12 protein-coding genes are annotated in these 18,745 nt (G+C 67.0%); 6 read left to right on the top strand and 6 right to left on the bottom strand.

Annotated features, from left to right (window positions below; genetic code table 11):
* Positions 1-11: 11 nt before the first annotated feature.
* The 3 genes from LMQ14_RS07020 to LMQ14_RS07010 are packed head-to-tail and all read right to left on the bottom strand — an operon-like array spanning position 12 to position 3,637.
* Complete coding sequence (locus LMQ14_RS07020) at positions 12-728, bottom strand: siderophore-interacting protein (protein ID WP_267734054.1); 717 nt, start codon at positions 726-728, stop codon at positions 12-14.
* A gap of 51 nt (positions 729-779) precedes the next feature.
* Positions 780-1,922: an acyltransferase family protein gene (locus LMQ14_RS07015; RefSeq protein ID WP_267734053.1), complete on the bottom strand. Its 1,143-nt coding sequence runs from the start codon at positions 1,920-1,922 to the stop codon at positions 780-782.
* Positions 1,919-3,637, bottom strand: coding sequence for a DEAD/DEAH box helicase (locus LMQ14_RS07010; RefSeq protein WP_267734052.1), 1,719 nt, complete (start codon positions 3,635-3,637; stop codon positions 1,919-1,921). The genes LMQ14_RS07015 and LMQ14_RS07010 overlap by 4 nt, the downstream gene beginning before the upstream one ends.
* 156 nt (positions 3,638-3,793) lie before the next feature.
* Between LMQ14_RS07010 and LMQ14_RS07005 the strand changes: the two genes are divergently transcribed.
* The gene (locus tag LMQ14_RS07005; protein ID WP_267735393.1) at positions 3,794-4,378 is read left to right on the top strand and encodes an LppP/LprE family lipoprotein; all 585 of its coding nucleotides are present in this window, start codon (positions 3,794-3,796) and stop codon (positions 4,376-4,378) included.
* Positions 4,379-4,436: 58 nt separating this feature from the next.
* A complete protein-coding gene (locus LMQ14_RS07000; protein ID WP_267734051.1) occupies positions 4,437-7,841 on the top strand; it encodes a TM0106 family RecB-like putative nuclease in 3,405 nt (1,134 codons plus the stop codon).
* Between the two features lie 16 nt (positions 7,842-7,857).
* Here LMQ14_RS07000 and LMQ14_RS06995 read toward each other — a convergent pair whose 3' ends face one another.
* Positions 7,858-9,837: an MFS transporter gene (locus LMQ14_RS06995; protein ID WP_267734050.1), complete on the bottom strand. Its 1,980-nt coding sequence runs from the start codon at positions 9,835-9,837 to the stop codon at positions 7,858-7,860.
* A gap of 245 nt (positions 9,838-10,082) precedes the next feature.
* Between LMQ14_RS06995 and LMQ14_RS06990 the strand changes: the two genes are divergently transcribed.
* From LMQ14_RS06990 to LMQ14_RS06975, 4 genes are all read left to right on the top strand, one after another.
* The gene (locus tag LMQ14_RS06990) at positions 10,083-10,871 is read left to right on the top strand and encodes a hypothetical protein (RefSeq protein ID WP_267734049.1); all 789 of its coding nucleotides are present in this window, start codon (positions 10,083-10,085) and stop codon (positions 10,869-10,871) included.
* 190 nt (positions 10,872-11,061) lie between these two features.
* Positions 11,062-14,811 (top strand): multifunctional oxoglutarate decarboxylase/oxoglutarate dehydrogenase thiamine pyrophosphate-binding subunit/dihydrolipoyllysine-residue succinyltransferase subunit, encoded by a 3,750-nt coding sequence (locus tag LMQ14_RS06985; RefSeq protein WP_267734048.1) that lies wholly within the window; start codon positions 11,062-11,064, stop codon positions 14,809-14,811.
* Positions 14,812-14,889: 78 nt separating this feature from the next.
* A complete protein-coding gene (locus tag LMQ14_RS06980; protein ID WP_267735392.1) occupies positions 14,890-15,756 on the top strand; it encodes an SDR family NAD(P)-dependent oxidoreductase in 867 nt (288 codons plus the stop codon).
* Between the two features lie 79 nt (positions 15,757-15,835).
* Positions 15,836-16,669 (top strand): SDR family NAD(P)-dependent oxidoreductase, encoded by an 834-nt coding sequence (locus tag LMQ14_RS06975; RefSeq protein ID WP_267734047.1) that lies wholly within the window; start codon positions 15,836-15,838, stop codon positions 16,667-16,669.
* A 4-nt stretch (positions 16,670-16,673) separates the two neighbouring features.
* Here the strand turns inward: LMQ14_RS06975 and LMQ14_RS06970 are convergent, their stop codons facing one another.
* Together LMQ14_RS06970 and LMQ14_RS06965 are read right to left on the bottom strand one after the other, a co-directional pair.
* Positions 16,674-17,552 carry a glycine betaine ABC transporter substrate-binding protein gene (locus LMQ14_RS06970; protein WP_267734046.1) on the bottom strand — a complete coding sequence of 293 codons (879 nt, stop codon included), beginning with the start codon at positions 17,550-17,552 and terminating at the stop codon, positions 16,674-16,676.
* Positions 17,549-18,745 carry an NAD(P)-dependent malic enzyme gene (locus LMQ14_RS06965; protein ID WP_420714622.1) on the bottom strand — a complete coding sequence of 399 codons (1,197 nt, stop codon included), beginning with the start codon at positions 18,743-18,745 and terminating at the stop codon, positions 17,549-17,551. Before LMQ14_RS06965 ends, LMQ14_RS06970 begins: the two co-directional genes overlap by 4 nt.

The following is an 18,745-nucleotide window of genomic DNA, read 5'->3' as shown; positions in this document are numbered from 1 at the left end:
CCTCTTCGTAATCAGGCCACCCAATAGGCTTGCGCCTTAATGGATTTGCGTGGGATTCCGAAGTCCTCCCGCAACGTCTTGGCAATCGAGCGGGTGGTGCGGTTGTCGCAGGCCACCCAGCCGAAGTGGTCACCGGCGTCAAAGGCCGCCGACCGCACCGCCTCCAGCAAGCCCTGACCGGCGTCCTTGCGGTCCACCCAGGTGATGTCGGGGCCGACCACCACCGGCAGGTCTTTGTCGTCGTCGTAGCCGGCCTCCAGGAACACCTGGGCCGGGGCGTCGCCGATCGAGGCGAGCAAGGAGTTGATGGCCGGCAGTGAGGCGCTGTCCCCGACGATGACGTATCCGGCCGGTGCCGGTTCGGGAATGGCGAACTTGCTGCCCAGCACCGTCGCCTCGATGGTGTCGCCGGGCTGGGCCGCGCGCGCCCACTGCGACGCGACGCCGTCGTGCAGCGCGAATTCGATGCTCACCGTGTCCGCGACCGGGTCGGGGTCGACCAACGTGTAGCCGCGCTGGTGCAGCTTGTCACCGTAGGCGAACCACATGCGGATCCACATCGTCGGATGCACCGGGTGGGCGGCGAGCATTCCGCCGGCGTCGAAGTTCAGCTGCAGGTAGTGCCGGCCGACCTGGTGCCGTCCGGTGACCGTCAGCCGATAGTCCCCGGCGCCCATCAGCTTGAGCACCGTGCCCGTCCAGCCGCGTGATGCCTTGTGTTCGCTCATAGGCTCCCCAACATCGAAGTTAGGTTAGGGTAACCTATCTAAGACGGAATGTCACTCAGCCGGCACGCGGGTGAATCGGTGCAGCAGCCAGGCCAGCGGGATCGTCACCACCAGCGTCGCGACGAACAGGTACAGCATCGGCCCGGTGTAGACGTGGGCCCGGACGATGTAGACCATCGTGAATTCCATTGTGACCAGGTGGATCAGGAAGATCTCGTAGGAGATCTCACCGAGCCACACCATCGGCCGGCTGGCGAGTAAGCGCGAGTACAGTCCCTCGTCGCCCAGGGCCAGCGGTGCCACCGCGAGCGTGGCGATCACCGCGTAGAAGACGGTCTTGACCACCGCCTCCCACGCCGACGCCGGCGAGGTGGTGGGCGCACCCCCGATCGGCGTGGCCACGATGAAGTAGCAGATGACCGCCAGCGGTATCGCGGCGAACGCGAAGCACCGCACCCCCATCGCCTGCAACACCGTCAGCAACATGCCGCCCAGAAACCAGGCCAGGTAGGTGGGCAGCCAGAGCCGGGCGCCGTCGGGAAACCAGTGATCGACGTGTACCAGCGCCACCCAGGCCGGGCTGAGCGACGCCATCGCCAGCAAGGAGCCCACGAGCAGCCGCGGGCGCCAGGTTCGCCGGCAGATGACCACCAGCAGCAGGTACGCCAAGAACGGCAGGAGGACGTAGAAGGACGCCTCCACCGCCAGGCTCCACATTTGGGTCAGACCCTGATGCAGGTACTTGCCGAGGTAGCCGTCGGTGTAGATCTGCGTCAACGTCAGGTTGCGGACCAATCCGAGCCAGGAATGCCCGGGGTTCGGTCCGGCTTCGCGAAAGTGGTACAGCACATAGGCGATCAGCACCGTGACGACGTAGGCCGGCATGATGCGCCGAACCCGGTGCCGCGCATACCGACTCACCGAGGGTGGCGGCCCGCCGCTGACAGCCGACTTCACCCAGGGACGGAACAGCAGAAAGCCGGACAGCACGAAGAAGATCGGCACGCCGATCTCCATCCGGGCACCGACCAGTCCCCAATAGCCGTGTGTGTACTTGCCGGTGGTGTAGGCGGCGTGGGTGCCGACGACCAGGATCGCGGCGACCGCGCGGACACCGGTCAGGGAGGCGACCCGGTCGACGCGTGAGACCTGCTCGAGTCCGCCTTGGGTGTCCCGTTCGTCGGACAGGGTCATCCAGCGTCTTTTCTGCGCGGCTTGGGCCCACCGCGCCGGGGCTTGTCCGAGGACTTGCCGGACGAGCGGTCCGGCTTCAGGTCGATCAGCACACCCGAGATGCGGGTCTTTTCAAGCTTTTTCAACGTCGCGTGGGAAAGCTTTGGCGGCAGCTCCACCAGCGAGAAGTCCGGTCCGATCGCGATGTGGCCGAAATCGCTGCGGTTCAGTCCGCCCTCGTTGGCGATAGCGCCGACGATGGCCCCCGGTCCGATCTTGTGACGCTTGCCCACGGCAATTCGATAGGTCGCGAAATCTCTTGTCTGCCTTGGCTTGTCCGTGCGATCCCGATGCTCGGTGTTGCGTTCGGGCCGCTCACGTCGCTGCGGCGGCGGTTCGGGCGACATCAGGAACGCCTCGCCATCGCGCGACTGCAGGGCCAGCGCCGCGGCAATGTCGGCCATCGGGACGTCGTGCTCGCGCTCATAGTCCTCGACCAGCCTGCGGAACAACTCGATTCCCGAACCGCCGAGCGTATCGGTAATGGAATCGGCGAATTTCGCCACCCGCTGCGCGTTGACATCCTCGACGCTGGGCAATTCGACCTCGGTCAACGTTTGCCGGGTCGCCTTTTCGATCGCCTTGAGCATGTGGCGCTCGCGCGGGGAGACGAACAGCAGCGCGTTTCCCGAACGTCCGGCCCGGCCGGTGCGTCCGATCCGGTGGACGTAGGACTCGGTGTCGTGCGGGATGTCGTAGTTGAGCACGTGCGAGATGCGCTCGACGTCGAGCCCGCGCGCCGCCACATCGGTGGCCACCAGGATGTCGATTCTTCCATCCTTGAGCGCGGCGATGGTCCGCTCGCGCTGGGCCTGAGCGATGTCGCCGTTGATGGCGGCCGCGGAAAACCCTCGGGCACGCAGCTTTTCGGCGACCTCCTCGGTAGCCTGCTTGGTGCGCACGAAGACGATCATCGCCTCGAACGGCTCGACTTCGAGGACACGGGTCAGCGCGTCCATCTTGCGGGGTCCGGCCACCTGGATGTAGCGCTGCGAAATGTTTTCCGCGGTGGTGGTTTTCGATTTGGTCGTGACTTCCAGCGGATCGTGCAGGTACTTGGTGGTGAGCTTGCGGATGGCCGGCGGCATGGTCGCCGAAAACAGCGCCACCTGTTTGTATTCCGGAGTTTCGGAGAGGATGCGGTCGACCTCTTCGGCGAAGCCCATGGTGAGCATCTCGTCGGCCTCGTCGAGCACCAGGTAGTCCACGTGCGACAGGTCGAGCGTCCCACGCTCGAGGTGGTCGATGACCCGGCCCGGGGTGCCGACCACCACCTGTGCACCGCGTCTCAGACCGGACAGTTGCACGGTGTAGGACGACCCGCCGTAGATCGGCAGCACGTTGATCTGCTTCAAGTGGGCCCCGTACCGGCTGAATGCCTCGGCGACCTGCAACGCCAGCTCGCGAGTGGGCGCCAGCACCAGGGCCTGAGTCGCCTTGTTGTTGACGTCGATCTTGGACAGGATCGGGATCGCGAACGCCGCCGTCTTGCCGGTGCCGGTCTGCGCCAGCCCGACGACGTCGGAGCCCGCCAGCAGGGCCGGGATCGTCGCCGCCTGAATCGCGGTCGGCGATTCGTAACCGACGTCGGCGATGGCCCGCATGACCGAGGGGTGAATCTGCAGGTCGGCAAAGGTAGTAGCGGCCGGTTCAGGCGAGCCGTCGGGGACTGTCATCGTGCAAGAAGTTTAGTGGTGACCGCGAGCGCAGCGCAGCTGGGCGTGGCGGGTCACCACGCATCGGGCCCAGTGGTGACCGCGAGCGCAGCGCAGCGGTGTTCATCGGGCGACCGCGGCATGCCTGTCACACCGGGGTACGCGGTGCCGGTACGGTTGCGCGATGTGTGGTGCCTACCGTGCCGTGTCCAGCCACTGACCATCGGCGTCCTGCTCGCCGCGACGTTGACCGGCTGCGGTTCTGGAGATTCGACCGTCGCCAAGACACCGCAAGCCACCACGGCGACCGCGTCCATCACCGCACCCGCCACGCCCAAACCGACCGAAATCGTGTCGCCCGGTTCCAGCGCGCCGGCCGACCCGTGCGCGGTCAATCTGGCCTCGCCCACGATCGCGAAAGTGGTCTCCGACTTGCCCCGCGATCCACGCAGCCAACAGGCCTGGAACCCGGAGCCATTGGCCGGTAACTACAACCAGTGCGCCCAGCTTTCCGCGGTGATCATCAAGGCCAATACCAACGCCGTCAATGCGACGACCCGGGCGGTGCTGTTTCATCTCGGTCAGTTCATCCCGCAGGGAGTGCCGGACACCTACGGGTTCAACGGCATCGACGCGGCGCAAACCACCGGCGACACGGTGGCATTGACCTACCCCAGCGGTATCAGCGGCCTGAACACCAACGTCCGATTCCATTGGAACGGCAACACCGTCGAGCTGATCGGCAACGTCCCCGCGCACTGACCCGGCACACCTTCGCAGAACCGCCGCGCTGTCGGCCGCCTCACCTACAGTGGCTGCTGTGTTCGTCACCGACGACAGCATCGTGTACAGCGCGTCGGACCTGGCCGCGGCCGCCCGATGCGAGTACGCGCTGCTACGGAATTTCGACGCGAAGCTGGGCTGGGGCCCCGCTGTCGACGTCGAGGACGAACTGCTGGCTCGCACCGCGGCCCTCGGTGACGACCACGAGCGACGCGAACTCGACCGGCTGCGCACGGAGTTCGCGGACGGCGTCGCGGTCATCGGCCGTCCGGCCTACACGCTGGCGGGCCTGACCGCTGCCGCCGAGGCGACCCGGCGCGCGATCGCCAACCACGCTCCGGTGGTGTACCAGGCCGCGATGTTCGACGGCCGCTTCGTCGGGTTCGCCGACTTCCTGGTTGCCGACGCCGCGCAGTATCGGCTCATCGACACCAAGCTGGCCCGCTCACCCAAGGTCACCGCGTTGCTGCAGCTGGCGGCCTACGCCGACGCGCTGACCGGGATGGGCGTGTCGGTCGCGGACGAGGCCGAGCTGCGGCTGGGCGACGGCTCGGTCCTGCGGTATCGAGTCTGCGATCTGATCCCCGTCTTTCGATCCCAGCGCGCACTGTTGCAGCGATTGCTCGACGAGCACCACGCCGCCGGAGCCCCGGTGCGCTGGGAAGACGAGGGCGTGCGGGCATGTTTTCGCTGTCCGATGTGCGCCGAGCAGGTGCAAGCACGCGACGATCTGCTGCTGGTGGCGGGCATGCGAGTCAGCCGACGGGACAAGCTGATTGACGCCGGGATCAGCACGGTCGCGGACTTGGCCCAACACCGCGGTCCGGTGCCCGACCTGGCGCCCAGCGCGGTGGCCAAGCTGACCGCCCAGGCCAAACTGCAAGTACGGCAACGTGATACCGGGGTTGCGCAGTTCGAGGTCGTCGATCCGAAGCCGCTGACGCTGTTACCGGAGCCCGACCCCGGCGATCTGTTCTTCGACTTCGAGGGCGATCCGCTGTGGACCGCCGACGGCCACGACTGGGGCCTGGAGTACCTGTTCGGTGTCTTGGACGCCGCGGGGAAATTCAGCCCGCTGTGGGCGCATAACCGGGTCGAGGAGCGCAAGGCCCTGGTCGATTTCCTGGCGATGGTGAAAAAGCGCCGCAAGCGCCGCCCCAACATGCACATCTACCACTACGCGCCGTATGAGAAGACCGCCTTGTTGCGGCTTGCCGGACGCTACGGCGTCGGCGAGGACGAGGTCGACGACCTGCTGCGCAGCGGGACGCTGGTCGACCTTTATCCGTTGGTGCGCAAGAGTATTCAGTCCGGTGCCGAGTCGTTCAGCCTCAAAGCCCTGGAGCCCTTGTACATGGGGACACAGCTGCGCTCTGGGGAGGTCACCACGGCCGCCGATTCGATCACCTCCTACGCCAAGTCCTGCGAACTGCGCGACAACGGCCGCGCCGACGAAGCCGAAACCGTGCTCAAAGAGATCGAGGACTACAACCACTACGACTGCCGGTCGACGCAGGAACTGCGTAACTGGCTGTTGGTGCGCGCCTGGGAATCCGGCGTCACACCGGTTGGCGCCCAACCGGTTTCCGGTGGCGACACCGTCGACGACCATGATCAGCTGGCGACCGCATTGTCGGCGTTCACCGGGGACGCCGCCGTCGGCGACCGCACCCCGGAGCAGATCGCCGTCGCGTTGGTGAGCGCGGCGCGCGGCTACCACCGCCGTGAGGACAAACCGTTCTGGTGGGCGCATTTCGACCGGCTGAACTTCCCGGTCGACGAATGGGCGGACAATACCGACGTGTTCGTCGCCGACGAGGCATCCGTCAGTGTGGACTGGCACACGCCGCCGCGGGCCCGCAAGCCGCAGCGACGGGTGGCGCTGCGCGGTGAACTCGCCCGCGGCGACCTGATGAGGGACGTCTTCGCGCTCTACGAGGCGCCGGCGCCGCCGAGCATGAGCGACAATCCGGACCGGCGGGCGGCCGGACGGGCCACCGTCGTCGAGATCGACGATCCGGCGGTACCCACCGAAGTCGTCATCCTGGAACGAATAGGCAGTGACGGCACCGCCTTTCAGCAACTCCCCTTTGCGCTGACGCCCGGGCCGCCGCTTCCCACGACGGCGCTGCGCGAGTCGATCGAAGCCACCGCCGTCGCGGTGGCCGCCGGGCTCCCGCAACTACCCGGCACCGCGATGATCGATGTGCTGCTGCGCCGGGCACCCCGCACGAGAAGCGGCGCCGCGCTGCCGCGCAGCACCGACACCATCGCCGATATCACCGCAGCAGCACTGGATCTCGAATCGTCGTACCTGGCGGTGCATGGCCCACCGGGGACCGGAAAGACCTACACCGGCGCCCAGGTGATCGCCCGCTTGGTCACCGAACACGGCTGGCGCGTCGGTGTGGTAGCACAATCGCACGCCACGGTGGAGAACTTGCTCGACGCCGTGATCGATGCCGGGCTGGAACCGAGCCGGGTCGCGAAGAAGAAGTACGACCACCACGCGCCGCGCTGGCAGGAGATCGACGGCAGCGAGTACGCCGCATTCATCTCGGCCAGCACCGGATGCGTGATCGGCGGTACGGCTTGGGATTTCGCCAACGCGAATCGGGTGTTGCCGGGCAGCCTGGATCTGCTCGTCATCGACGAGGCGGGCCAGTTCTGCCTGGCCAACACGATCGCCGTGGCGCCGGCGGCCAGCAACCTGCTGCTACTCGGGGACCCGCAGCAGCTGCCGCAGGTCAGTCAGGGCACTCATCCCGAACCCGTCGACACCTCGGCCCTCGATTGGCTGGTCGACGGTCAGCGCACGTTGCCAGACGAGCGCGGCTACTTCCTGGACCTCTCCTACCGGATGCATCCGGCGGTCTGCGCCGCGGTCTCCGAGCTGTCGTATGAGGGCAGACTGCATTCGGTCACCGAGCGCACGGCCGCCCGCCGCCTCGACGGCTGTCAGCCCGGCGTACGCGTGATTTCCGTTCGCCACCAAGGTAATTCAATCGAAAGCTCCGAGGAAGCCGACACGATCGTCGCCGAGATCCGGCGGCTGCTCGGATCGCCGTGGACCGACGAGCACGGCACCCGGGGATTGGCCGCCTCGGATGTGCTGGTGCTGGCGCCCTACAACGCTCAGGTGTCACTGGTGCGCCAGCGGTTGACGTCCGCGGGTCTGGACGCGGTGCGGGTCGGAACCGTCGACAAGTTCCAGGGCGGGCAGGCGCCGGTGGTCTTCATCTCGATGACGGCATCGTCGGTCGACGAAGTGCCACGCGGAATCTCGTTCCTGCTCAACAGGAATCGGCTCAATGTCGCGGTCAGCCGCGCGCAGTACACGGCGGTCATCGTGCGTTCTGAGCTGCTGACCGAGTACCTGCCCAGCACACCGGCCGGCCTGCTGGAGTTGGGCGGCTTCTTGGCGTTGACGGCGGACGGCTGAGGACGCCCGGTCGGGCCTACCCGCCCGGGGAAGGCCGGCCGCGGCCGGTGGGGTCGTCATCCGGGCCGTAACGCTGGCCGCGCGCCGCCCGCGTGGAGCCGTTCACCCGGCGACCCGGCGACGGCGCGCTGCGATCGCTGCGGGTGGCCGGACCGTGCCAGTGCGGCGGCAGCTCGACGATAGGCCGAAAACGCTTTTCGCGGTCAGCACGAGAGCCGTTGTGCGCGAAACCAATCGGTTCTGGTCGCGACGGCGGGTCGTCACGACGTCGGCGGCGCGATTCGACCGGGTCCCTGTGCCGTTCCTCGGCCGGTGCGATCGCGGCGCCGGGCGCAGGCGCGCTTGGCGCCGGCTCTTCGCTCTGCTCGCGGCGCAGGATGACTTCGACATAGTCGTCATCGTCATCGTCATCGCGATCGTCATCGTCGGACGGCGCACCACCGATGCCCGCGCGGGACATCATCGAGGACGCGAAGCCGACCAGGAACAGCGCCGCGCAGATCCCGAACAGCGAGATGAACGCGGGCAAAAGCACCGACTGCGACATCGCGGCCGAGAAGGGCTCGCGCACGAACTCGGGCAATTGCAGTGGAATAGCACCGGCCCCCGCGTCTTGATCGGACACGTCGGGCGGCATCTCGGCACCGATCCGCCATGTCATGAACGCGGCCATCGCGGCGCTGCCGAGCACCGCCCCGAGCTGGCGGACGGAGTTGTAGACAGCGGATCCGGTGCCGGCCAGCTCCGGCGCCAGATTGCGGGTGGCGGTGGCCGTCAGCGGCGACCACACAAACGCCATCCCGACACCAACTGCGGTGAACGGCAACGCCAACCGCCAGATCGGCGTGTCCGGGGCCATGTCGAACGACAGCCAGGTCAGCGCGATCGCCAGCACCGAAAAGCCGAAACCGAGCACGGGCCGCGGGTGGTATCGATCGACGATCCGGCCGACGAACGGCGCGAGCACACCGTTGGCGATCGCCATCGGCGCGATCAGCAGGGCCGAACGCGTCGGCGACAACCCGCACACCGTCTGCGTATAGAAGGTCACCGGCAACATCAACGCCGTCGCGGCGAACGAGGTGATGCCCACCCCGACGCTGCACAGGCTGAAATCACGGTCGGCGAACACGTCCAGCGGGATCAGCGGCTCCCGGGTGTTCACCGACTGCCAGTAGACGAACGCCGACACGAACCCGACGCCGGCCACGATCGTCGCCCAGATCCACGGCTGCCAATGGGCGGACTGGCCCTGTTGCAGACCGAACACGATCAGGAACATGCCCACCCCGGACAAGCCGACGCCGACCAGGTCGAACCGGTGCGCCTGCGTGGGCAGCTCCGGAACCAGCCATACCGCCAGCGCCACCCCCGCGATGCCGATCGGGACGTTGACGAAGAAGATCCAATCCCAGCCCAGCCCGTCCACCAGCACACCACCGGCCAACGGACCGACCAGGCTGGCGACGCCGGCGGTGGCGCCCCACACGCTGACCGCCACCCCGCGCCGCTGCGGCGGGAAGATCCGGGTGATCGTCGACAAGGTCTGCGGGGTGAGCACCCCGGCGCCGATCCCCTGCACGACCCGCGCGGCGATCAGCATGCCGGCGCTGCCGGCCAGCCCGCACCACATCGAGGCGGCGGTGAACACCACCAGACCGATCAGGTACAGGTTCTTCGTACCGAACCGGTCACCAAGGCGACCGGCCACCAGCAACACCACCGCATACCCGAGCAGGTAGGCGCTCGTCACCCAGACCACGGCGTCGTACCCGATGTGCAAGTCGGCCATGATGGTCGGGTTGGCGATCGCGACGATGGTCGAGTCGACCATGATCATGAAGAACCCGATCATCATCGCCCAGAGTGCGTGCCACGGGTTTCCGCTCCTCAGTGGGCCCGATGGGGGCAGGAACTTGCGGTCGGTGGCCATATCGGCACGACTCGGCCCCGCGCGCCGGGTTTCCCCGGACGACCCGGACGTGGCCGTAGTCATGCACTCACCTCGCTTCAGCGCCCGACGGCCGGCTTACCGCCGTGAGCAGGGTGTGATACCGCCCGCACGCAACGATTCCCCCAGCCGCAGCCGACAAACGGCTCGAGCTGTGTCCAGCCTGCATTATTCCGCGACGGGCGACCGGCCGCCGTCCGCGGTCGGATTGACGCGCACGCAATGCGGCTGGCCCCGCGTTCAGCAAACTCGCGTTAGCCTGAAGGGACGCCATTGGCAGGAGAGGCACTATGAGCGCACGACGCAATAGGTCAGGGCTTTGGTCCCTGAAACGGTCCGAGGAATCACCTGAGAACGTGCCGTCCGGACGGTCCGGTCGCCCTAAGGCTTCTACGCGCGCATTGGCGCAGGTCATCGAGCGTAGTTCGCGGATCCAGGGCCCGGCCGCGGAGGCCCTGGTGGCCCGGCTGCGACGGGCACACCCCGGCGCGAGCCCCGCCGAGATCGTCACCAAGCTGGAGAACCGCTACCTGGCCGCCTTGATGGCCAGCGGCGCGGCGGTCGGTTCGGCGGCGACCTTTCCCGGGATCGGGACGTTGGCGGCGCTGTCGGCGGGTGCCGGCGAAACCGTGTTCTTCCTCGAAGCGACCGCGATCTTCGTGCTGTCGACCGCACAGGTCTACGGCATCCCCGCCGATCACTACGAGCGGCGTCGCGCGCTGGTGCTGGCCGTCCTGGCCGGCGACGACAGCAAGCGCGCCATCGGCGAGCTGATCGGTCCGGCGCGCACCAACGGCGGATGGCTGGCCGAGGGCATGGCCTCGCTGCCGCTGTCGAGTTTGGGGCGGCTCAACGCTCGAATGCTCAAATACTTCGTAAAGCGGTACGCGCTGCGACGCGGTGCCTTGATGTTCGGAAAGATGCTGCCCGTCGGCATCGGCGCCGCGATCGGTGGCGCCGGCAATCGGATCGTGGGCAAGAAGATCGTCAGCAATGCCCGCCAGGCGTTCGGCGCCCCGCCGGCCCGCTGGCCGAATCCCTTGCATGTATTGCCGACGGCGCGCGAGGTGAGCCGGTAGCCGTCCGGGCCCCGGTTCGGTGGTCTCGCTGGCGAATCACCGGCGAAGGGTTAGCCTTTATGGGGCGGAAACGTAGTAGTCCGCCGCGGGTGTGAGGTACCTCGTCAACCAAAGGTGCGCAGAATCGCGGGCGCCAAGCAATTGCGCTTAGTGAGCCTGCAAGACATAAGAATTGAGGCGAACAGCGGCCGTGAGCAACAGCAGTTCACCATTCGGGCAAAACGAATGGCTGGTCGAGGAGATGTACCGCAAGTTCCGCGACGACCCCGCGTCAGTGGATCCGAGCTGGCACGAGTTCCTGGTGGACTACAACCCCGAGCCCACCTACGCAGCAGCCCAGGACACCCCGAGCCCGGCCGACGGGCAGGCCGCAGCGGCACCCACGCCGGTCGTCGTCGCCGCGCCACCGGCCGCCGCACCCGCCCCCGCTCAGCCCGCGGCTCCCGCTCCGCCCGCCAGCACCGCTGCGGCCGGCAACGGGGCCGCGACGCCACCGGCCGCTGCGCCTGCTCCCACCGCGCCCGCCCCGAAGCCCCCGACGCCCCCGCCCGCCGAAGGCGACGAGGTGCAGGTGCTGCGCGGCGCCGCCGCGGCCGTCGTCAAGAACATGTCGGCATCGCTGGACGTGCCGACCGCGACCAGCGTCCGCGCCGTCCCGGCGAAGCTGCTGATCGACAACCGGATCGTCATCAACAACCAACTCAAGCGCACCCGCGGTGGCAAGGTCTCCTTCACCCACCTGCTGGGCTACGCGCTGGTGCAGGCGGTCAAGAAGTTCCCCAACATGAACCGGCACTACGCCGAGGTCGACGGCAAGCCCAACGCGGTCACCCCGGCGCACACCAACCTCGGTCTGGCCATCGACCTGCAAGGCAAGGACGGCAAACGCTCTCTGGTGGTAGCCGGCATCAGGGGCTGCGAGACCATGCGGTTCGCGGAATTCGTCTCCGCCTATGAAGACATCGTGCGCCGCGCCCGCGACGGCAAGCTGACCGCCGAAGACTTTGCCGGAGTGACGATTTCGCTCACCAACCCGGGCACCATCGGCACCGTGCACTCGGTGCCGCGACTGATGGCCGGCCAGGGCGCCATCATCGGGGTGGGCGCGATGGAATATCCCGCCGAATTCCAGGGCGCCAGCGAGGAGCGCATCGCCGAGCTCGGTATCGGCAAGCTGATCACCCTGACCTCGACCTACGACCACCGCATCATTCAAGGTGCGGAGTCCGGCGACTTCCTGCGCACCATCCACGAGATGCTGCTCTCAGATGCGTTCTGGGACGACATCTTCCGCGAGCTGGGCAACCCGTATCTGCCGGTGCGGTGGAGCACCGACAACCCGGACTCGATCGTGGACAAGAACGCCCGCGTGATGGAGTTGATCGCGGCCTACCGCAACCGCGGACATCTGATGGCCGACATCGACCCGCTGCGCTTGGACACCAGCCGGTTCCGCAGCCACCCCGACCTGGAAATCCTCAACCACGGACTGACGTTGTGGGACCTCGATCGGGTGTTCAAGGTCAACGGCTTCGCCGGTTCCGAGTACAAGAAACTGCGCGACGTGCTGGGCCTGTTGCGCGACGCGTACTGCCGCCACATCGGCGTCGAGTACACCCACATCCTCGAGCCCGAGCAACAGCGTTGGCTGGAAGAACGGGTAGAGACCAAACACGTCAAACCCACGGTGGGCGAACAGAAGTACATTCTGAGCAAGCTCAACGCCGCCGAGGCGTTCGAAACCTTCCTGCAAACCAAATACGTTGGACAGAAACGCTTCTCGCTGGAAGGCGCCGAAAGCCAGATCCCGCTGATGGATGCGGTGATCGACCAGTGCGCCGATCACGGACTGGACGAAGTGGTCATCGCGATGCCGCACCGCGGCCGGCTCAACGTGCTGGCCAACATCGTCGGCAAGCCGTACTCGCAGATTTTCAGTGAGTTCGAGGGCAACCTGAACCCGTCGCAGGCGCACGGGTCCGGCGACGTCAAGTACCACCTCGGCGCCACCGGTGTGTACCTGCAGATGTTCGGCGACAACGACATTCAGGTGTCGCTGACCGCGAACCCGTCGCACCTGGAAGCCGTCGACCCGGTGCTGGAGGGATTGGTTCGGGCCAAGCAGGACCTGCTGGACAAGGGCGACAGCGAGGACGGCTTCTCGGTGATGCCGTTGATGTTGCACGGGGACGCCGCCTTCGCCGGCCAGGGTGTGGTCGCCGAAACGCTGAATCTCGCACTGCTGCCCGGTTATCGGGTCGGCGGCACCATCCACGTCATCGTCAACAACCAGATCGGCTTCACCACCGCACCGGAGTACTCCAGGTCAAGCGAGTACTGCACCGACGTGGCCAAGATGATCGGCGCGCCGATCTTCCATGTCAACGGCGACGACCCGGAAGCCTGCGTGTGGGTGGCGCGGCTGGCCGTGGACTTCCGGCAGACGTTCCGCAAGGACGTCATCATCGACATGCTGTGCTACCGCCGGCGCGGACACAACGAGGGTGACGACCCGTCGATGACCAACCCCTACATGTACGACGTCGTCGACACCAAGCGCGGTGCCCGCAAAAGCTATACCGAAGCCCTGATCGGCCGCGGGGACATCTCGCTGAAGGAAGCCGAGGACGCGCTGCGCGACTACCAGGGTCAGCTGGAGCAGGTGTTCAACGAGGTCCGTGAGGTGGAGAAGCACGGCGCGCTGCCCAGCGAATCCGTTGAGGCAGACCAGATAGTCCCCGCGGGGCTGGCCACCGCGGTGGACAAATCGTTGCTGGCCCGCATCGGCGACGCGTTCTTGGCCGTCCCGGACGGGTTCACCGTACATCCGCGCGTGCAACCGGTCTTGGAAAAGCGCCGGGAGATGGCCTACGAAGGCAAGATCGACTGGGCCTTCGGCGAGCTGCTGGCGCTGGGGTCATTGGTCGCCGAGGGCAAGCTGATCCGGCTGTCGGGCCAAGACACCCGGCGCGGCACCTTCTCCCAGCGCCATTCGGTGATCATCGACCGGCACAACTGCGAGGAATTCACGCCCCTTCAGCTACTGGCGACCAACAAGGACGGCACCCCGACCGGCGGCAAGTTCCTGGTCTACGACTCACCACTGTCGGAGTACGCCGCCGTGGGTTTCGAGTACGGCTACACCGTGGGCAACCCGGACGCACTTGTGTTGTGGGAGGGGCAGTTCGGCGACTTCGTCAACGGCGCGCAGTCGATCATCGACGAGTTCATCAGCTCCGGCGAGGCCAAGTGGGGCCAGCTGTCCAACGTGGTGCTGCTGCTGCCGCACGGCCATGAGGGCCAGGGTCCCGACCACACCTCCGGCCGGATCGAGCGCTTCCTGCAGCTGTGGGCGGAGGGTTCGATGACGATCGCGGTGCCGTCGACCCCGTCCAACTACTTCCACTTGCTGCGCCGGCACGCGCTGGACGGAATTCAGCGCCCGCTGATCGTATTCACCCCGAAGTCGATGCTGCGTAATAAGGCCGCCGTTAGCGACATCCGCGACTTCACCGAGATCAAGTTCCGCTCGGTGCTGGAGGAACCCACCTACGAAGAAGGAATCGGCGATCGAAGCAAGGTCCGCAGAATCCTGCTGACCAGCGGCAAGATCTACTACGAGCTGGTGGCACGCAAGGCCAAGGACAACCGCGACGACATCGCGATCGTGCGGATCGAGCAGCTCGCGCCGCTCCCGAAGCGGCGGCTCGACGAAACGCTGGACCGCTACCCGGACGCCAACGAGTACTTCTGGGTGCAGGAAGAGCCGGCGAATCAGGGTGCGTGGCCTCGCTTCGGCCTGGAGCTGCCCGAGTTGCTGCCGGACAAACTGGCCGGGATCAAGCGCATCTCGCGCCGGGCGATGTCGGCGCCCTCCTCGGGTTCGTCCAAGGTGCACGCGGTCGAGCAGCAGGAGATACTCGACACCGCGTTCGGCTGAGATTCATCACGCACCGGCTGGACTTCCGTGGATACCGGCTAACCTCGACGCATGGGGCGGACTTGGGAAAGGGTCTACATGCAGAAGTTCGCCGGCAAGGTCACTGTCGTGACCGGCGCGGGTTCGGGCATCGGTCAGGCATTGGCCGTCGAGCTCGGCCGCGCGGGCGCCAGCGTTGCGATCAGTGACGTCAACACCGAGGGACTGGCCCAGACCGAGGAACAGCTGAAGGCCATCGGCGCGCCGGTCAAAGCCGACCGACTCGACGTCACCGAGCGCGAGGCCTTCCTCGCCTACGCCGACCAGGTCAACGAGCACTTCGGCAAGGTCAACCAGATCTACAACAACGCGGGGCTCACCCACATCGGCACCCTCGAGTTCACCGACTTCAAAGACATCGAGCGGGTGATGGACGTCGACTTCTGGGGCGTCGTCAATGGCACCAAGGCGTTTCTCCCGCATGTGATCGCATCCGGGGACGGCCACGTCATCAACATCTCCAGCGTGCTCGGCGTGATGGCGCTACCGGGTCAGGTCGCCTACGTCTCGGCCAAGTTCGCCGTCCGCGGGTTCACCGAGGCGCTGCGCCAGGAGATGGCGGTGGCCGGCCACCCGGTGGGGGTGACCGTGGTCCACCCGGGCGGCGTCAAAACCTCTTTTGGCACCAACGCCGAGATCGCCGTCGGCATGGGACTCGACCAGGACGAGGTTCTCGCGAACTTCGACCAGCAGGTGGCCAAAACGACACCGCAACAGGCCGCCCGCACCATCTTGGCGGCGGTGGGCAAGAACAAGGCCCGGGTGCTGATCGGTGCCGACGCGAAATCCGCGGACCTGCTGGTGCGGGTGGCCGGGGCCCGGTATGGCGAAGTGCTGTACGGCGGGCCGGGCCTGGTGGGCCGGGCGGTGACCTTGGGGCGCCGGTTGCTGGCGCGCCGTAGCTGACCCTCGGTAACCCCGTTGCTACCCGAGACCGCTGGTACCGGTAATCTCGAGGCAATTGTGGACACGAGGGAGGGTGCACATGCAGGGATTCGCCGGCAAGATCGCGGTGGTCACGGGCGCGGGTTCGGGTATCGGTCAGGCGCTGGCCGTCGAGCTCGGCCGCTCGGGTGCCAGCGTTGCGATCAGTGACGTCAACACCGAGGGACTGGCGCAGACCGAGGATCAGCTGAAGGCCATCGGCGCTCCGGTCAAAACCGATCGACTCGACGTGAGCGAGCGCGAGGCTTTCCTGGCCTACGCCACCGCGATCAACGAGCACTTCGGCAAGGTCAACCAGATCTACAACAACGCCGGCATCGCATTCACCGGCGACATCGAGGTCAGCCAGTTCAAGGACATCGAACGGGTGATGGACGTCGACTTCTGGGGAGTTGTCAACGGCACCAAGGCTTTTCTGCCGCACCTGATCGCGTCCGGGGACGGCCACGTCGTCAACATCTCCAGCGTGTTCGGGTTGTTCTCCGTACCGAGCCAGGCCGCGTACAACGCGGCCAAGTTCGCGGTGCGGGGCTTCACCGAGGCGCTGCGCCAAGAGATGTGGGTGGCCGGGCATCCGGTGAAGGTCACCACGGTGCACCCGGGCGGCATCAAGACCGGGATCGCACGCAACGCCACCGCCGCCGAAGGACTGGACGCGGCCGAATTGGCCAAGGTGTTCGACAAGCGAATGGCCAGCACCAGCCCGGAGAAAGCCGCGCAGATCATCTTGGAGGGCGTTCGCAAGAACAAGGCCCGGGTGCTGGTCGGCACCGACGCCAAAGTGCTGGACGCGCTGGTCCGGCTGACCGGGCCGGGCTACCAGCGGCTGTTCGGGCCGGTCACGCACCGGTTCCTACCGAGCGGCAAGCGCTAGGTTCTCAGCGGCCCAACGGGTGTTCGGCGAGCCAACCGCCGGCGATCGCTTGCGGATCGGCACCGCCGGCGACCTGGCGGCGCATGTCGGCCAGGGCCGCGGTGTCCAGCACGCCCGCCACCTCGTTGATCGCCAGCACCTGCCGATCGGTCAGCGCGTTACGGCGGTAAAGCGGCACCACGTTCTCCGCCTGGATCAGCGCCGGTTTGCCGTCGGCCAGTGGCACCAGGTCGCCCGGAATGGCCGGGTCGGCGGTGGTGGCCCACCCCGCGGTCACCTGCCCGGCCAGTATCGCCGCGAATAGCGTTGTGCCATACGGGAATTCACGCGAAGCGGGCAGCCGGCAGCTGCCGATCGCCGACGGCGCCCGGTGCCCGGCGACGATTCCGACGACCAGCCCGTCGCAGTGCTTTTCCAGGACGCTCAGATCCGCGCTGCGATCCTGGCCGCCCCAGGCCTTGGCGGTGGGTTGGGTCACCAGCAGCACGGGTTTGTCGTCGGCGGCTGTGGTGTAGTCGCCCGCGGCGATGCCCTCGGGCAGCGCCGCCACCATTGCGCGGTAGACCTGCGCATCGGACAGCGCCATCACGCCGGGCTGCAAGGTCTGCAACGTCTGGCCGGTGAAGGCGGGTGTGACGGTAACGGCGCCGGAGTCCAGTTGCGCCATCGGATCGTCGGTGGTCTCGGCGCGCGCGGCGAAACCGTAGGACCGCAGCGCCGCGAGGTAGACGCCGGCCAGCACCCGTGACGTCGGATCGCTCTTCGATCCGACCACCAAGCCCGGCGCGGGGTGGGGGTTGCCGGGACCGGCCGTACAGCCGGCGCAGAGCGGGGCGGCGAGCACAGCGGCGATCAGCAGCGCCGCGAGCTTGCCGATTTTCACTCCGAGGTGTCGGCAGCCTGCGCCACGGCTTGCGCCACTGCCTCACTGACGCCCGGGTCCAGCGGGCTCGGCACGATCCGGTCGGGCGCGAGGCCGTCGCTCACGACGGAGAAAATCGCCTCGGCCGCGGCCACCATCATCTTTTCCGTGATCCGCCGCGCCCCGGCATCCAGCGCGCCGCGGAACACCCCGGGGAACGCCAGCACATTATTGATCTGGTTCGGGAAGTCGCTGCGGCCGGTGGCCACCACGGCCGCGTACTTGGCCGCGATGTCGGGATGGATCTCCGGGTCGGGGTTCGACAACGCGAACACGACGCAATCGGACGCCATCGTGGCGATGAGCTCCTCGGGCACCACGCCGGCGGACACTCCGAGAAACACATCGGCTTCCTTGAGTGCTTCCACCATGCCGCCGGCGAGACCGCGGGGATTGCTGCTGCGCGCCAGGTCGGTCTTGACGACGTTCATGTCGTCACGGCCGGTGTGCAGGATGCCGCGCGAGTCAAGCACCGTGATGTCCGAAACCCCCATTGCGAGAAGGAGTTTCGAGCAAGCAACGCCCGCTGCCCCGGCGCCCGAGACCACCACCCGCATCGAACCCATGTCGCGGCCGAGTAACTTGGAAGCGCCCATCAGCGCCGCCAGCACGACGATCGCGGTGCCGTGCTGGTCGTCGTGCATCACCGGGCAATCCAGCGCCTCGATGGCCCGTCGTTCGATCTCGAAGCAGCGGGGCGCGGAGATGTCCTCGAGGTTCACCGCACCGAATGTCGGCCGCAGCCGCACCAGGGTTTCGACGATCTCGTCGGGGTCCTTGGTGTCCAGCACGATCGGGATCGCGTCCAGGTCGGCGAACTGCTTGAACAGCGCGCTCTTGCCCTCCATCACCGGCAGCGCCGCCGCCGGCCCGATGTCGCCGAGACCGAGCACGGCGCTGCCGTCGCTGACGACGGCCACCAGCCGGTTCGCCCACGTGTAGCGATCGGCCAAGGTGTGGTCGGCGGCGATCGCCCGACTGACCTGTGCAACGCCCGGCGTGTAGGCGATCGACAACGCACGCTGCGTGTCCAGCGGGGCCTTCATCTCGACTGAAAGCTTCCCACCTACGTGGGCCTCGAAGATCTCATCGTCCCCGATGGCGATCTGGGACGGCACGATTTCGGACACGGGCCCAGGGTACTGACTACCCAT

Source organism: Mycobacterium sp. Aquia_213 (assembly GCF_026625985.1).
In the GTDB taxonomy this organism is placed as follows: Bacteria; Actinomycetota; Actinomycetes; order Mycobacteriales; family Mycobacteriaceae; genus Mycobacterium.
This window is presented reverse-complemented; position numbering and strand designations above follow the sequence as displayed.

Excerpts from the sequence above, each read along its gene's own strand:
- LMQ14_RS07015 (WP_267734053.1), bottom strand. The coding sequence starts at position 1,922 with ATGACCCTGTCCGACGAACGGGACACCCAAGGCGGACTCGAGCAGGTC.
- LMQ14_RS07010 (WP_267734052.1), bottom strand. The coding sequence starts at position 3,637 with ATGACAGTCCCCGACGGCTCGCCTGAACCGGCCGCTACTACCTTTGCC.
- LMQ14_RS06980 (WP_267735392.1), top strand. The coding sequence starts at position 14,890 with ATGCAGAAGTTCGCCGGCAAGGTCACTGTCGTGACCGGCGCGGGTTCG.
- LMQ14_RS06975 (WP_267734047.1), top strand. The coding sequence starts at position 15,836 with ATGCAGGGATTCGCCGGCAAGATCGCGGTGGTCACGGGCGCGGGTTCG.
- LMQ14_RS07020 (WP_267734054.1), bottom strand. The coding sequence starts at position 728 with ATGAGCGAACACAAGGCATCACGCGGCTGGACGGGCACGGTGCTCAAG.
- LMQ14_RS06965 (WP_420714622.1), bottom strand. The coding sequence starts at position 18,745 with ATGGGTAGTCAGTACCCTGGGCCCGTGTCCGAAATCGTGCCGTCCCAG.
- LMQ14_RS06990 (WP_267734049.1), top strand. The coding sequence starts at position 10,083 with ATGAGCGCACGACGCAATAGGTCAGGGCTTTGGTCCCTGAAACGGTCC.
- LMQ14_RS06995 (WP_267734050.1), bottom strand. The coding sequence starts at position 9,837 with ATGACTACGGCCACGTCCGGGTCGTCCGGGGAAACCCGGCGCGCGGGG.